Origin of the sequence: Flavobacterium sp. N2038, from assembly GCF_025947185.1 — a bacterium.
Lineage (GTDB): Bacteria > Bacteroidota > Bacteroidia > Flavobacteriales > Flavobacteriaceae > Flavobacterium.
In genome coordinates this window covers 1,185,463-1,201,053 of record NZ_CP110001.1, presented here as the reverse complement: position 1 = coordinate 1,201,053, position 15,591 = coordinate 1,185,463, and the positions used below count along the sequence as shown (strand labels likewise).

At 32.6% G+C, this 15,591-nt stretch carries 15 protein-coding genes and 2 tRNA genes; 9 read left to right on the top strand and 8 right to left on the bottom strand.

Features of this window, described 5'->3' with window-relative positions; genetic code table 11:
- The first annotated feature begins 308 nt into the window (after positions 1 to 308).
- From OLM51_RS05340 to OLM51_RS05330, 3 genes are all read left to right on the top strand, one after another.
- Positions 309 to 884, top strand: a complete 576-nt coding sequence (locus OLM51_RS05340; protein WP_264553347.1) for a chalcone isomerase family protein — start codon at positions 309 to 311, stop codon at positions 882 to 884.
- 151 nt (positions 885 to 1,035) lie between these two features.
- A complete protein-coding gene (locus OLM51_RS05335) occupies positions 1,036 to 2,262 on the top strand; it encodes a Glu/Leu/Phe/Val dehydrogenase dimerization domain-containing protein (RefSeq protein WP_264553346.1) in 1,227 nt (408 codons plus the stop codon).
- 311 nt (positions 2,263 to 2,573) lie between these two features.
- Positions 2,574 to 3,476 carry an energy transducer TonB gene (locus OLM51_RS05330; protein ID WP_264553345.1) on the top strand — a complete coding sequence of 301 codons (903 nt, stop codon included), beginning with the start codon at positions 2,574 to 2,576 and terminating at the stop codon, positions 3,474 to 3,476.
- 406 nt (positions 3,477 to 3,882) lie between these two features.
- On the opposite strand, the gene OLM51_RS05325 is transcribed toward OLM51_RS05330, so the two are convergent.
- Together OLM51_RS05325 and OLM51_RS05320 are read right to left on the bottom strand one after the other, a co-directional pair.
- On the bottom strand, positions 3,883 to 4,278 hold the full coding sequence (locus tag OLM51_RS05325; protein WP_026728937.1) for an ExbD/TolR family protein: 396 nt from the start codon (positions 4,276 to 4,278) through the stop codon (positions 3,883 to 3,885).
- Positions 4,279 to 4,281: 3 nt separating this feature from the next.
- On the bottom strand, positions 4,282 to 4,977 hold the full coding sequence (locus OLM51_RS05320; RefSeq protein WP_264553344.1) for a MotA/TolQ/ExbB proton channel family protein: 696 nt from the start codon (positions 4,975 to 4,977) through the stop codon (positions 4,282 to 4,284).
- Positions 4,978 to 5,107: 130 nt separating this feature from the next.
- Between OLM51_RS05320 and OLM51_RS05315 the strand changes: the two genes are divergently transcribed.
- The 5 genes from OLM51_RS05315 to OLM51_RS05295 all read left to right on the top strand — a co-directional run bounded on the left by OLM51_RS05315 (position 5,108) and on the right by OLM51_RS05295 (position 8,378).
- Positions 5,108 to 6,343 carry a bifunctional folylpolyglutamate synthase/dihydrofolate synthase gene (locus tag OLM51_RS05315; RefSeq protein ID WP_264553343.1) on the top strand — a complete coding sequence of 412 codons (1,236 nt, stop codon included), beginning with the start codon at positions 5,108 to 5,110 and terminating at the stop codon, positions 6,341 to 6,343.
- Positions 6,344 to 6,450: 107 nt separating this feature from the next.
- Entirely contained in the window at positions 6,451 to 7,248 is a 798-nt protein-coding gene (locus OLM51_RS05310; RefSeq protein ID WP_264553342.1) for a hypothetical protein, read from the top strand.
- Positions 7,249 to 7,408: 160 nt separating this feature from the next.
- Positions 7,409 to 7,483 (top strand) — tRNA-Val (locus OLM51_RS05305).
- Positions 7,484 to 7,564: 81 nt separating this feature from the next.
- Positions 7,565 to 7,645: transfer RNA gene (locus OLM51_RS05300), tRNA-Tyr, on the top strand.
- Positions 7,646 to 7,976: 331 nt separating this feature from the next.
- Positions 7,977 to 8,378, top strand: a complete 402-nt coding sequence (locus OLM51_RS05295) for a DUF5958 family protein (protein ID WP_264553341.1) — start codon at positions 7,977 to 7,979, stop codon at positions 8,376 to 8,378.
- Positions 8,379 to 8,574: 196 nt separating this feature from the next.
- Here OLM51_RS05295 and OLM51_RS05290 read toward each other — a convergent pair whose 3' ends face one another.
- Entirely contained in the window at positions 8,575 to 9,126 is a 552-nt protein-coding gene (locus OLM51_RS05290; RefSeq protein WP_264553340.1) for a hypothetical protein, read from the bottom strand.
- Positions 9,127 to 9,303: 177 nt separating this feature from the next.
- Here OLM51_RS05290 and OLM51_RS05285 point away from each other — a divergent pair, with 177 nt between their 5' ends.
- Positions 9,304 to 9,882 carry an HD domain-containing protein gene (locus tag OLM51_RS05285; RefSeq protein ID WP_264553339.1) on the top strand — a complete coding sequence of 193 codons (579 nt, stop codon included), beginning with the start codon at positions 9,304 to 9,306 and terminating at the stop codon, positions 9,880 to 9,882.
- Positions 9,883 to 10,020: 138 nt separating this feature from the next.
- Here OLM51_RS05285 and OLM51_RS05280 read toward each other — a convergent pair whose 3' ends face one another.
- The 5 genes from OLM51_RS05280 to OLM51_RS05260 form a co-directional block, all read right to left on the bottom strand.
- On the bottom strand, positions 10,021 to 10,380 hold the full coding sequence (locus tag OLM51_RS05280) for a MerR family transcriptional regulator (protein WP_264553338.1): 360 nt from the start codon (positions 10,378 to 10,380) through the stop codon (positions 10,021 to 10,023).
- Between the two features lie 223 nt (positions 10,381 to 10,603).
- The gene (locus tag OLM51_RS05275) at positions 10,604 to 12,466 is read right to left on the bottom strand and encodes a hypothetical protein (RefSeq protein ID WP_264553337.1); all 1,863 of its coding nucleotides are present in this window, start codon (positions 12,464 to 12,466) and stop codon (positions 10,604 to 10,606) included.
- Between the two features lie 211 nt (positions 12,467 to 12,677).
- On the bottom strand, positions 12,678 to 13,478 hold the full coding sequence (locus OLM51_RS05270) for an MBL fold metallo-hydrolase (RefSeq protein ID WP_264553336.1): 801 nt from the start codon (positions 13,476 to 13,478) through the stop codon (positions 12,678 to 12,680).
- A 74-nt stretch (positions 13,479 to 13,552) separates the two neighbouring features.
- On the bottom strand, positions 13,553 to 14,116 hold the full coding sequence (locus OLM51_RS05265) for a Crp/Fnr family transcriptional regulator (protein ID WP_264553335.1): 564 nt from the start codon (positions 14,114 to 14,116) through the stop codon (positions 13,553 to 13,555).
- A 225-nt stretch (positions 14,117 to 14,341) separates the two neighbouring features.
- Positions 14,342 to 15,400, bottom strand: coding sequence for a serine hydrolase domain-containing protein (locus OLM51_RS05260; RefSeq protein ID WP_264553334.1), 1,059 nt, complete (start codon positions 15,398 to 15,400; stop codon positions 14,342 to 14,344).
- Positions 15,401 to 15,591 lie beyond the last annotated feature (191 nt).

Here is a 15,591-nt window from a genome sequence, read left to right as displayed (position 1 = left end):
TAACGTTTTCGTGATTATTCTGAAATTTTCAATAACTTGCATTAATACCGCAAGGTTTTCTTTAAAATTTAAGAATTTAATTGTGCATAAAAACGCATGTTTCTAAAGTTTTAGTAAAATAAATTCGACAAAAAAAGCAACAACAATCTAATCCCGTAAATGTACGTAAAACAACTCTTACTAATTTGATTACTAAATAAATACAAATTACAAAAATGTTACATTTATGTAAAAAACATGTATTTTTAGAGTTCAGAATTTAGAAAATAAAAGTATTTTTGCCTAAAAAAAATAACCTCGTATAGAATATGAAAAAGACTTTACTACTACTTACATTCGTTTTTAGTTTACAATTTTCGACCGTTTCTGCACAAACTCAACTAGAAGTAAACGGCGTTACAGTTCCAAGAAAAATTGAAATACAAAACAAAACAATGCAGCTAAATGGTGCCGGCGGAAGATCAAAAATGTGGTTGGAAGTTTATGTTCAGGCGCTTTATTTATCTCAACTAAGTCAGGATCCAAAATTCATTATCGACAGTGATACCGAAATGGCAGTCCGAATTGAAATTACCTCATCTATGGTATCTTCTGGCAAACTGACAAAAGCAATGAATACTGGTTTTGAAAAATCTGCAGGAAGCAATCTTGAGTCTTTACGTCCAAGAATTGAGCAGTTTAAAAGTTACTTAAACGATGCTATTACAGAAAAAGATGTTTTTATATTATGGTATAATCCACTTGATCAAACAACAAATGTTATTAAAAACGATGTTGTAAAAGGAAAAGTACCTGGGTTTGATTTCAAACAGGCCTTGTTCGGAATCTGGCTTTCAGACAAACCAGTAGACGAAGCTTTGAAAAAACATTTATTGGGAATATAACTTAGAAATTCTTAAAAAATTTCGAAATTCGAAAGCCGAAAACCTTATAGTTTTCGGCTTTCTTTTTTTTCTTCATCAAAATTGAAACAAAATACATTATTCGCATTATTCTATTTTATATATTTACGCAAAATAAACATATCTCAACAAAATGAAAGATTTATTACAACAATTTGAAAATAAGGAACCTGAAATTGTGTTTAACTGGAAAGATTCTGAAACAGAAGCCGAAGGATGGACTGTGATTAATTCACTTCGTGGAGGAGCTGCCGGCGGAGGAACAAGAATGAGAAAGGGCTTAGATATGAACGAAGTTTTATCTCTGGCTAAGACAATGGAAGTTAAGTTTTCAGTTTCCGGACCTGCAATTGGGGGCGCTAAATCTGGAATAAATTTTGATCCTAATGATCCTCGCAAAAAAGGAGTTTTACAACGTTGGTACAAAGCAGTTTCTCCTCTATTAAAAAGTTACTACGGAACTGGTGGTGATTTGAATGTTGACGAGATTCACGAAGTTATCCCAATGACAGAAGAATGTGGTGTTTGGCATCCGCAGGAAGGAGTTTTCAACGGGCATTTTAAACCTACTGAAGCAGACAAAATCAATAGAATTGGTCAATTACGTCAAGGTGTTATTAAAGTAATTGAAAATCCAAAATTCTCTCCGGATGTTACCAGAAAATATACTGTTGCTGATATGATAACTGGTTATGGCGTAGCTGAAGCTGTTCGTCATTTCTACGCAACTTATGGAGGAGAAATAAAAGGTAAAAAAGCAATCGTACAAGGTTTTGGAAACGTTGGTTCTGCAGCTGCTTTTTATCTTGCTGAAATGGGAGCAAAAGTTATCGGAATTATTGATCGCGATGGTGGATTAATTAAAGAAGAAGGGTTTTCTTTTGAAGAAATAAGAACTTTGTTTTTAAATAAAGACGGTAACAAATTAGTAGCCGAAAATATGATTCCTTTTGAAGAAATCAATTCTAAAATCTGGACTATTGGTGCTGAAATTTTCACCCCTTGTGCAGCATCAAGATTGGTTACTCAAAACCAAATTGACAACTTGATTTCAAATGGTTTAGAAGTTATTTCATGCGGAGCCAATGTTCCTTTTGCTGACAAAGAAATTTTCTTCGGATCTATTATGGAAGAAGTGGATCATAAAGTAAGTTTGATTCCGGATTTTATCTCAAACTGCGGAATGGCAAGAGTTTTTGCTTATTTCATGGAGAAAAAAGTTCAAATGACAGACGAGGCAATCTTTAATGATACTTCTGAAACTATAAAAAATGCGATTGTAAAAGCACATGCTTTAAGCGCATCAAAAACTAATATTAGTGCAACGGCTTTTGAAATAGCATTGAAACAATTAGTGTAATTTTTTTTATACTTTATTTCTAAGCGAGCTAAAATTTAGCTCGCTTTCTTTTGCCACAGATTAAAGGATTATTTGGATTTTAAACTTTGTGATTTTAGTTTCACGCAGATTTAAAATAGATTTAAGCAAATTAGCGCAGATTTATTTTAAAATAAAAATCTGCTTAAATCTGTAAAATCTGCGTGAAAAAAACTTTGCGAACTTTGCGTTAACCTTAGCGCTCTTTGCGGTTAAATTCTCTCTTTCATTCTAAACAATTTTTACTACTTTTAAACGTTTTTAAAATTATACATTTCAAAATTCAGAATTAAATGAGTTCCTCTATTTCTTCAGATCAAAAGAAATCATTACTCTTCACAACAGCAATATATGCAGTGATACTTGTATTGTTGTTTTTTATCCGTTTTTGGCCTCCTTACAATCCGGAAAACAATGTCGCACTTGCTGATGGCGGTGGTGGCGGTGGCGGTGTTACCGTAAATTTTGGTGACAGCGATCTGGGCTCGGGAGCTAATTACAAAAGTGAAGTTCTGGATGTAAAAAATAACGCGAAACAAACTCCGGCAAAATCAGCACCGGAAGAAGCAATTATAACTCAGGAAAATACAACAGCTGAGAATGATGTAGTAATTCCCACTAAAGAAAAACCAAAGAAACCAACACCCGTTGTAAAACCGGAAGCAAAACCTGTTCCTGAAAAACCAAAAGTTTCTAACTCAACAAATGATGCTTTAGCAAGTATTATGAAAGGTTCTAATAAAGGTGGTGATGGAGATGATAAAGTTGCCGGAAATAAAGGAAAAGCAAACGGAAGTCTAGGCTCTAATGGCTATTATGGAAGTGGCGGTTCTGGCGGAGGAACCGGAGGCGGCAACGGAACAGGACATGGAATTGGAACCGGAAGCGGTTACGGAGCCGGAAGCGGCGGAGGTTCTGGTGGTGGATCTGGATACTCTTTAGGAAATCGAAAAGCATTATCGAAACCGGCACCAAAATACAATTGCAACGAAGAAGGAAAAGTGGTGGTTGAAGTAACAGTAGATCAAAACGGAAAAACAATAAGCGCAACCGCAGGAATAAAAGGAACTACAAATACAGCAAGTTGTTTATTAGATCAGGCAAGAATTGCCGCTATGAATACTAAATGGGAATCTGACAATGATGCTCCTGTTAAGCAAGTTGGGAAAATTATTTATAATTTTAGTTTGAATTAAAACACGAAGTTCACAGATTTACACTAAATCTGTTATCATAAAAAAAGGCTTTCAGAAAATCTGAAAGCCTTTTTTTATTGTCTTTACTAATTTACGATTAGTTGTCATCCTGAGCAAAGTCGAAGGACACACAAGTAATTCCGCAAAGCAAATCTCCAATCAACATCGATCAACGAATGAGATTTGTCCCTTAGGTCGAAATGACAAGATTGTGTTGTTTATTTCTTCACTTAGACCTGACAGATTTTAAAAACCTGTCAGGTCTAAATTAACAACGAGTTTGCGTGAGGGATAGAAGCAAGCTACCGAATTAGCGCTGATAGCCCGACCGCAATAAAAAAATGGGCGAATCAACGTTATGCTGATTAGCCCATTTTTTTATTGTGGTCACGCCCTACTGATTAATTTACTTCGGACTTGTAGCAATTACAAACTTCAAATTGTTCTTCACTCCTATTTGTAAAACATCTACTAAATCCTGAACCTGCAAATTAAACGGAATTCTAACTACAACCGTTTGTTCTTTATCCGTTCCTATTTTTGACATTAAGCTGGTTTCCAGATTCTCGAAATCAACCGGTTCTTTGTCAATGTAAAACTTTTTATCTTCTGTAACCGATAAACTAATTAACTGTTTATTGGTTTTTTCATTCGCTTTGGCTTTCGGCAATGTCATTTTAATAACATTAGGATTTGCCAGTGTTGAAATAATAAGAAAAAACAACAACAGGAAAAACATAATATCACTTAAAGACGAAGTGGCAACCTCAGCGTGAAATCTTCTTTTTCTCTTAATCGACATAGCTTATGCTCTTTGAATTATATTGACAAACTCTAATATTTGTTTCTGAATCTTTAAAGCAAAATTATCAATTTTTCCGTTCAGCAAGTGGTACGCACTGTACGCAATAATACCCACAATTAGTCCGGACCCGGAACTAATCATTTTCTCATATAAACCTCCCGAAATATTTCCGATACTAATATTCTCTGTAACCGAGATACTGTAGAAAATCTTAATAACTCCCGAAATAGTTCCAATAAATCCCAAGGTTGGCGCAATACCAGCTATAAGTCCCAGATGCCCCAAATGCTTTTCCATTTCACCAATTTCAATATCGGCGGCGCGGTCCATATTTGATTCTATTTCTGCAATTGGTCTTCCAATTACAAGAACGCCTTCTTTCAGAATATTTCCAGCTGCAGTATTACTTCTTTCTACAATTGTTCTTGCCAACTCGATATTTCCTGCATTCAATTTATCCCCAACATCCTGCATTAATCGACTGTCAATTCTGGAAGCTTTACTAATATACATATAGCGCTCAAAGATGACATATATAGTGTAAAACAATAAAATAGCAATTGGAATCAGGAAGACACCTCCTTTTAGGATAAAACCTAATACTGAGATTTCGTTATTTGGAGCGATTTTTTCGATAACTACGTTAGATGCAGCGTTTGCAATTGTATCTGTTTGTAATTGAATGTAGCTAAACATATTTTAATTCTGGTTTTTATGATTAATTCTAAAAATTATTTGAAATTTGCACTAAAGATAATTTTCGCTGTAATATTAAACTACAAAAATCGAAAATTATTTCAATCAACAACCATTTTATCCAAATTAAATGAACTATCAAGAGACTACCAATTGGATGTTTAATCAACTCCCAATGTACCAGCTGCAAGGCGCTTCGGCATATAAAGAAGATTTAACCAATATTAAGTTACTGGCAGCACATCTTGGTAATCCTGAAAACCATTTAAAATGCATTCACGTTGCGGGAACAAACGGAAAAGGTTCAACTTCGCACATGTTGGCCTCTGTATTACAGGAAGCAGGATATAAAGTGGGATTATACACTTCACCACATTTAAAGGATTTTAGAGAACGAATCAGGATAAATGGTGAAGAGATTTCGGAGGATTTTGTTATTGAATTTATTGGCAAACACAAAAACTTTTTTGAAGCCAATGATATGAGTTTCTTCGAAATGTCTGTTGGTCTGGCTTTTGATTATTTCGCTTCAGAAAAAGTTGATATTGCCATTATCGAAGTTGGTCTTGGCGGAAGACTTGATGCTACAAACATTATAACTCCTTTGGTTTCTGTAATTACTAATATAGATTTAGACCATACTCAGTTTTTAGGAAATACACCTGCCTTAATTGCGGGTGAAAAAGCCGGAATTATTAAATCAAATACTCCTGTTGTTATTGGTGAATATACCAACGAAACACAACCCGTTTTTTTAGCAAAAGCCGAAGAAAATAAAGCCCCGATTTACTTTGCTACTGATTTAATTTCTGAAGTTTTTCCTTCGGACTTAATTGGAGACTACCAGTTTCATAATAAAAAAACAGTTCAACAAACCATTCAGATTTTAAACGAAACAACAAACTTTAAAGTTGCTGATGAAAGTTTAAAATCAGGATTATTACATGTAGTAAAAAACACCGGTTTGCAAGGCAGATGGCAACAACTTGGCGAAAACCCAAAAATCATTTGCGATACAGCACACAACAAACACGGATTGGCTGTTGTTATGAATCAAATTCAGAAAGAAACTTTTGATAATTTACATATTGTTCTTGGTGTTGTAAATGATAAAGACCTTGATTCAATTTTACCACTCTTCCCCAAAAAAGCGCATTATTATTTCTGCAGACCCGATTCTTCAAGGGGATTAAGCACCGAAATATTGCAGGATACTGCTAAAAAGCATGATTTAATTGGAGAAAAATACGATTCGGTCGAAAAAGCATTTCTGGATGCAAAGAAAAAAGCTACAAGAAATGATTTCATTTATGTAGGCGGAAGTACGTTTGTAGTAGCGGAACTCCCGTTAAATAAAGACAATTAAAATTTGACATAAAACCGGGAGTAAAACTTTACTCAAAAACCATAAAAGCTTGATTTTTAATGTTTTAAATTTGTATAGTTTTTTTAATAACCAAACAAATTTATATCATGAAAAAAAGAAGAAAACTTCTGGGGCTTGTCCTATGGATAACTCTGGCGTGCATTCCCGGAAATGCACAGGAAAAAGAAAAACCAGTCTTTATCACCATGACTACACTGCATCGCAGTCTCGATGCAAAGGCTAAAGACTGGAAAGCGACAGAGCAGGAATACTTTGACAAAGTGACCAGCAAAAATGATCTTATTATTGGTTCGGAAATTCTGACTCATTACTATACAGACGACAATACCGAAATTGTTCAGGTAAGTGTTTACAAATCCTGGGAAGATATAGAGAAAGCAAATGCATTAAGTGATGAACTCGCTAAAAAAGCATGGCCGGACGAAAAAACCAGAAAAGCTTTTTTTGATAAGTACAACTCATTTTTTACACCACAACATTCTGATGAAATTTATCAAAGCATTACCTCTGTTGGCGAAAAACCTTATAAGGACGAAACCAAAAAACCAATGATTGTTTACATTCGGAGATCTCAGATGAGCATGAAAGGTGACGGAAAAAATGCAAAAGAATTTAATGACAAAATCACTTTCAAAGATCCGTATATAAAAGCCTATTATCCATTCCGTCATGCATGGGGATCTAACAGTACCGATTTTATGGAAGCGTTTTTTTATGATTCTTTATCGGATATGGAAAAATCAAATGATAAAATAGACGAATTAATCAAATCGACCTGGCCAAATGAGAAAGATGCAGATGCTTTTTTTGATGAACTGGAGAAATCTTTCACCGGAAAACACGCCGATTACATTTATAGAAACATTCCATCGGTCTCAAAATAAAAAATAACCAAAAAATATACTTTTATAACAAATTCTGCATCAATAAGATAGAAAACACATTAAAAAAACTTTAATTTTTTTATGTGTTTTCTTTGCAGAACTCAAAAACTAGCGTATATTTGCACTCGCAATCACAAAATGATAGCAACCTAGTAAAATAGGGCGATTAGCTCAGCTGGTTCAGAGCACCTCGTTTACACCGAGGGGGTCGGGGGTTCGAACCCCTCATCGCCCACAAAAACTCCTTGAGAAATTAAGGAGTTTTTTTTTACACTTTTCCAAGTGTCCACGGATTTATAGATCCACACTCAAACTTGGGGAGATACTCAAGCGGCCAACGAGGGCAGACTGTAAATCTGCTGTGTGAACTTCGCAGGTTCGAATCCTGCTCTCCCCACAAAAAAGTCCTAATGAAAATTAGGACTTTTTTTTATGCTTATTCGGAAAGATGTAAAAACGCGATAAAATCTCTAAATCCTAAGATTAGCAGGCTTTTTAATTTATATACATTTATGAATTTCACAATTTAAAAATTAGCTCAGCTGATTCAGAGCATTCCGATTTTTCATCAGATGGGGTCAGGGGTTCGAACCCCTCATCCCCCACAAAAAACTCTTTGAGAAATTAAGGAGTTTTTTTTATCTTATACTTTTTACTTATTTTTATGAGTGCGAATTTCAAATCAGCACTATTGGGGTGTTTCCCATAGAACTTGATCCTTACCTAAAATGACTGCAATAGAAAAACAAATAAATTTAATAGCTCAGGACAAAATAGAATTTAACGATGGTCTAAAATTAATCTTAAACAGTTCTGAATTCGATTTTAAAGAAACATTTAAAACCCTAAAAAATTTCATTTTTAATTCTATTCTGGATAAATCCAATTATAATTCTGACTCCTATCAAAAAGCAATTATCACTATTCCTATCAAACAAACTTTTACTCCGATTATTATACTTAACAAATTTTCAACTAAAATTGCCTTTACGAAATTAAGCGAATTACCCGAAAGCGAATATGATAAAATAATTATCTCGCTTCTCTGGATTTTCAAAATTACAGACACCGATAGACGTGAAACTGTGTGTAAAAATGGATGCGAACATTATTGGCATAACATTGCTTAAAAAAACTCTGGTAAAATTTTAATTAAAATTAGCAGATCAATACAATCTATACTTAAAGAAAAGTAGTAGCCACCAATTTAGAATTGAATTACCCCTTTAAAGTTATTCTGATTTTTATTCGAAAAAACATTTAACTTTTTACAAACCTCCTCTAGCTTGTGCGAGTAGGTCGCTCACACCAAGAGAGAATTGATTATTATTTATCAAAAGCTTTTGTGCTGGTAAAAGACTTGTACTTTAAATTTTGCTCCTTAAAAATTAATGCTTTTATAGAAGTATTGTCTGTAAAGTACGTAATCCTCATAAAATCTCCAACCTCGATTTTATCATAATCTTTTTTATAAATTGAAATATTCCTGTATTTCTCTTCAATCTGAGAATAAATTGTTATTTCATGAGAAAGTGTATCCGAGTCATGGCCTTCATTGGTTACTATCTCTTTTTTCACAACTTTTACATTTCCTTCTATCTTTTTCTGCAATAACAAACCCTGTTTTTCCTCTCTGCTCTTTATCATTCCATTGATGCCGACATAAGTCCAAAAACCAAAAACTATTATTACCATCAGGACTGCAAATCCTCCATCTTCGATATCAGGATTAGTAAAAATCAGATAAATAAGATATCCCGGCAATACAATAGAAAACAGTGATAAACAAAATAAGAATACATATGTTTTTTTCAATTCTCCTTTAAGAAATTTTATATCTTCTGTATTTAATTCTTTAATTTCTAAAATTTCCTGCATTGTAAAAATCTAACTTATTGGTATTACTTCTATTATTCTTTATCAGGCTATTCTAATAACATCCTGATGTTTATTTAGCTAATATAGCAATATATGCTGCAGGATAAAGATTGGAATGTTGCAAATATTTAAAAAAAGCCATAAATTACAATCAATCAAAAAAACCATTACTATAATATGAAACAACAGAAAGACTGGTCAATAGACGAAATTCAGAATGCATGGCAATTGGTTTCAAAACTTCATGACGGACAAAAATATGGCGGAAGAAATGAAGGAGAAAGGGTTGAATACATCAATCATATCGGAAGTGTTGTTTTTGAGGTTTTAAATGCCAGCCTTTTAACAGAAAACATGAACACAGATTTGGCCGTTAAATGTGCAATGCTTCATGACACTATAGAAGACACGGCATTTAATTATAAAAAAGTAGATAATCTATTTGGAAGTGAAGTCGCTTCTGGAGTTTTGGCATTAACCAAGAATGATGAAATTAAGGATTCTCTTGAAAAAATGCTTGACAGTTTAAGCAGAATTAAACAACAACCTATAGAAGTCTGGGCCGTAAAAATGGCAGATAGAATCTGTAATTTGTACGAACCTCCATATTACTGGAATGATGAAAAAAAACTAAAATATGTTGAAGAAGCTGAAATTATATGGAATGAGCTTAAAGATGGTAACACCTATTTAGCAGATAGATTAAAAAGCAAAATTAAAGAGTATAATCGCTTTATTAGTTCATCCGTAAATTAGTTAAGAACTAATATTAGTTTAAAAATTTAAACTGCTAACTTTCTCAAGACGAAACAAACTATAAAAACTCCATTTTTCAAATGGAGTTTTTCTTCATTATACACTTTCAGATTTCGTCGATCGATAATTTACTTACTCTTAATCATTATTTTGTAATTTCTCACATACTTTTTCAAGAAGCTTCTTGGTCTGTTTGAAATATCTCATTTTATCATCGATCTCTTTTATTTTTTCCTGAAAAAGTTCAAGTGTTTCCGGTTTCGAATCAGTGCTTTCAAACCAGGTAGTCAATATCTTTTTTATTTCTGCCAAAGTAAATCCGACTTCTCTTGCTTCTATAATGATTTCCAAACGCTCAACAGCATTATCATCGTAATATTTATAATTATTAGATTTCACCTCTTCATTAGTCAACCCCTTGATCATTCCTAAGTTTTCATAATACCTAATAGTATGAATTGACAGTCCCGTTTTTTTTGATAATTCGTTTATAAGCATAATTTTATTCTTTTTATAAAAACAATAAAGTATAGAGTATAGTCTATACTTTTGAGTTGCAAATATACTAATTCTTTTTACTTTTAAAGTTTTTAAAATACAGCAAACGAGATACAAAAACCATTTCAAGCCTAGGAAACATACACAGACTTACAAATTATTCGCATAAAAAAACTCCATTATTACTAATGGAGTTTCTTCTAGTCTTTAAAAACGGGTTATTTTACATTTCATTATATTTCCAATCCGACCAAACACCATTAACTTTTGTACGGTGTTTTCCGTCTCTGTTCTCTGAAATCAAATCGTTATTAGCATCAAGAGTATAATAACCATGTCTCCATTCATAATCTTTTACAGTATCATTTACTTTAGGCATATCTTTTACAATTGAGATGCTGGTTTCTTTAATGCCTTTTTCATTTTCACTAACCAAAATATCTTTCACATAATCATAGGTTTTGTTATCCGAATAAAAATAGGTTCTAACAAATTTTCCATAATTAGAAGCGCCTTCTTCTTTTGAAATTCTGTCCAAATCATCATATGTAGAAATTTTTACAAGGCCCCTACTTTTATCCATTTTCATTCCATTTTCAAGATTTTCAGTCTTATATACATTCTTGCTTACTTTAGAATATCTATCAACAGATCTTTGTAGAATGTTTTTATCTTCAGCTGCTTTTTCTCTTTTATAAATGATATTATCTCTGGTGTAAGAATCCGCATCGAATGTAAATTTCGAAGTTTCGCTAACATAAGGTTTTGTGAATGGCTTATCAAGTTTTACTGTTTCAACAATAGATTTTGTTTTGTCTCCATCCAATTCTAAAACAAAAGTCCTCTCAGCTTCTTTTTCTTTACCGAAGAGAGTTACTTTATTAACTTCATATTGCAATTTATAATCTACATTATAATCCTTATAAACAACACGAGTAATAGTATTATTTTGAAATTCCAACAAAATAGGTTTATTACTGTCGCGCGTCACGAAGCTGGCATTTTTAATCAGGTTATTTTCAAAATTTAATCTAATTTCATAATAGCTGTAATTTGAATTACCGTGTGATGGATATTTTTTTCCGACAACTTTATTATTCTCCATAATATATTGTGCTTCCGGGCTAAAACTACTTCCTGCAAATCTTGCTTCCAACATGTATTCAATAATTCTGATTGCCTTTTTCTCGTCCATAGCAAAAGGTTTTTGCTCGTAGATTCTGTTATCAGCTTCTTTTTCTTTTGCTGCTATTTCCTGATCAGCTTTCAACTTTTCCTGTTTCGCTACATCTTTAGCAGCCGCTCCCTGATGTTGTAAAACATAGTCATTACCTATCAATTCTCCAACAATATTCAAAGCCGTTTTATCTGTACTCATTTTATATTGAAGAGTTCCAAAAGTATCCGGTTTTACTTTCATCACTTTTCCATCAAATGTAATTAGTTCTTCGTACAGCGCTTTATTATAACCCGGATGCATGCTGCTCATATTGTACCAGGTCGCGATAACGAACCCGTCTAAATCAAGAACCTCGTAGCTTTGTATTCCTGAACTATTTGTTCTGGCAATTTTTACGGTTCCAATTTTATTTTGTCCGCTGAAAACAGCACCAGCATCATCAATCGAAATCTTATAGCTTGCAATTTTATTTTTCTTGTCGGCAGCTGCATTGGCTTCAGCTTTTATGTTGTCAGAAATTCCTGAATATGCTCCGTTTATAAAACTTTCAATTGCTTCCGTATTTAGTCCGTCTGCACTTAAAAACCCTTTATCAATAAAAGCTTCAATTACACTTTTTTGTTGATTTAACGGATTAAACTTTTTATAATCAGCCTCATTTGTTTTTTCAGTTTTCAAACTTTTCAAAACCATCCATCTTTTTCCTGTAGACTCCAAAAATTTCAATTCGGCATTTACTGTGTACTGTTTGTCTAAACTTAAAATTTGTAAACTTGGTTTTTTACCGGTAATGTAGGCAACGATTTTTTCATCAAGTTTAACTTCGTCATTCTTTATTTTAATTTCCTGCGAATAAGCACAAATTGTGAGCATTGTTACTATTAAAGAACAAATTACTTTTTTCATTTATTTTAAGATTTGAGATTTGAAATATTTCTTTCGTTTTCAATTTTTAAAAACATTCGCGAATATAAGTTTTTTCCCGATAAATAATTGTTCCTCATTAGCCATTATCCTTTCCCTAAAAAATACAACATCACTTGTAAAAAACAGAATCGTATGTATCATTAAAAAACTACTTAATTTCTAAAGGAGTTTTTTTGTAGTATTGAAGATATTATTCTGAAAGAAAGGTTTCGGTACCGCTTTTAAGCCATAGAAATTTTTCATTTAGTTCCGATCTTTCAATTTCGCTTTTTAATGACTTTACCGATTGTTTAAAATGCCACCATCCTTCATAATGTATAGGAATTACAATACTTGGATTTAAAAGCTGAGTGGTTGCAATTGCTTCTTTACCATTCATGGTTACTCTTAGATTCTTTTTTAAATATGGGAATGCGCCGGCTCCTAAATGTAAAATTGCGATATCAACTTTTTTCTTTTGTTCCAGTTCATACAATCCGTCAAAAAGTACTGTATCTCCAGAAATATACATACAACCGTTTGTTTGTCCTCCCCACTCTAAAGTAAAACCTATAACCTTACCCATAATTTTATCCAGTCGTTTGATATTGGTATGTTGAGCCGGTATAGCAGTAATTTTTAAACTCTTTACTTTTTCTGTTTCAACCTGATATTCCTGCCAGTTATCAAGACCAATTGTATTGGTATTTTTCAAACGTCTTACCGCATCTTTTGTTGAAAGAACAACTGGAACAGTTTTAATAAAAGCTCTGCCTTTTTTATCTAAATTATCACTATGATGATCGTGGCTTAATAAAACCAAATCTACTTTTCCTATTTCTTCGATTGATAAAAAAGGACTAATATACTTTTTTGAAAATGCCATAGGACTGCTGACATACTGCGGAAAAAAACCATCCTTTTTATCTAAGGTAGGATCTGTTAAAATTTTATATCCATTAATGTTTATCAACACGCAGGCAGTGTCAATATGTGTAATTGTAACTTTCATTTGTATTTCAATTTTAATTGTTAAAATGATTATACAAAGCTGAGTTTAATAAATGGTCCGGAAATTGACTTTGGTCAAGAAATGCGTTTTCTGATTCTGCTTAGAGTTTCCGGCACTATGCCAATATAGGAAGCAAGGTATTTTAATGGAATTTGTCGAATGTATTTAGGCTGCTCAAACAACAACTTCTCGTATCGCTCCTGAGGTGTTTTGGTCAATAGATCTAATTCTCTTTTTACTTTTTTATCCAGCAAATATTCGGTAGCAATACGGCCCAGTTTTTTAGCTGTTTCGCATTTTTCATAAAGTCGCTGTAAATTTTCGTGCGATATAGAATATAGCTGACACTCTGTTAATGCCTGAATATAAACCTCAGTTTTTGTTCTATTATAAAAGGAATCATATGCACAGTAAAAGGAGTCTTTGAAAGCAAAATCAAATGTAATTTCTTTATCGTTTGCAATTACATAATATCTTACTACGCCTGTATCAACAAAAGATAAAAAATTTTCCATTTGCCCATGAACAAGAATTGATTCATTTGCTGCAAACTTTCGTGTTTTAATACAACTCAAAAATTCAGTTAAAGCATCTTCTGAAAAACCTAGTTTTGCAAAATATTCTATTAATGATTCCATTCTAAAAATTTTATTCGATTGCTTTAACTACTAAACGCTACTGTACATTAAGACCTTAAGCAAGGTTAGAGTTTATTACATTAAAGTTTAAAAATAGAAAAACTTTTGAGATAATGTAAAAATACACGCAAACAAGTTTATAAAAAAACTCCTCAATTTTCTTGAGGAGTTTTTTTATTTCTAAATCGGACAATAATAACGGTCCTTATATTTATGGTTCTTTATTTATTTCAAAACTGTATCGCAAATTTCATTTAAGAGGTTTTGTCTCAACTTTGAGTTTCTTTGGTTTAGAAGAATGATGATTCCCCAATTTTTAGTTCTGTTGTAACATACAATAGAAGATTGTCCCATAGAATCACCCGATTTCATATACAATGTGTTTTTATCATCTGTAACAATGTTGACTCCTAATCCTAATTCGCGCTTTTCATCTTTATAGAAAATTTGTTCTGTAATTAAAGCTGCTTTACCCACTTTGGTCTCTTTGTTTAAAACTGCTTTTAAATACTTAACCATATCCGAAGCGTTAGATTTTACTAAACCTGCCGGTGCAGTAACATTCCAGTTAAAGAATTCCTGAACTCCTCCATCCGGATTATGACCTTCTGTTTTGTTTTTTACATTAAAATCTTTCGTTAATGTAGTTTTCATTTTTAATGGCACTATTATTTTTTCTCTTATAATTTCGTCATAACTTTTGTTGTACACTTTCTCTATTATTTGTCCCAGCAAAGTATAGCCAATAGTAGAATAACGATACTTACCATAATCTTTTAATTCTGTACAACTATTAACTATATCTGTCAATGTTTTTTCGGTTACATTACTTACCGGTTGTTGCGGATTAAGTTCTATTAATTTCCCAAAATCAATATCAGGTAATCCGGATTGATGAGATGCCAGGTCCGAAATTTTTATTTTGTTTTTTAGATTTTCATGTAGTACATATTGTTTAGGCAGAAAAGCATCGATATAATCATCCGCTTTTATTTTGTGATCTACAATTGCCTGCGCCATTAAATCTGCAGTCAGGATTTTGGTAATCGATGCAATCTCAAATAACGAATTTTTATCAATTTTACTTATTCCATCAGAATTCAAATTACCATATGAGGTATAAAATTCCTGGTCATTTTTGATAAAACCGATGCTCATACCTATATTAGGATTTTTTTGATAATTGGCCTTTACTATAGAATCAATCTTTTTGGTAATATCTTGTCCAAAAGAAAAATGGCTTATTACTAATAGTGCTGCTAAAAATTTTAATGAAGTTTTCATTGTATCGTGTTTTAGGTTAGAAATTTATTTCGATACAAATTTGCGAAAGAGGCCGTTCGTGTGCGACCGAATAAAAAAAGTCGAACGCATTCGTTTAAAAAAATAAGTACGAATTGTTCAAAAACCAAGTACGAATAATTACAAAACGTTATTCTACAACTGTTTGCAACAACAAAAAACGGTCAACCCAT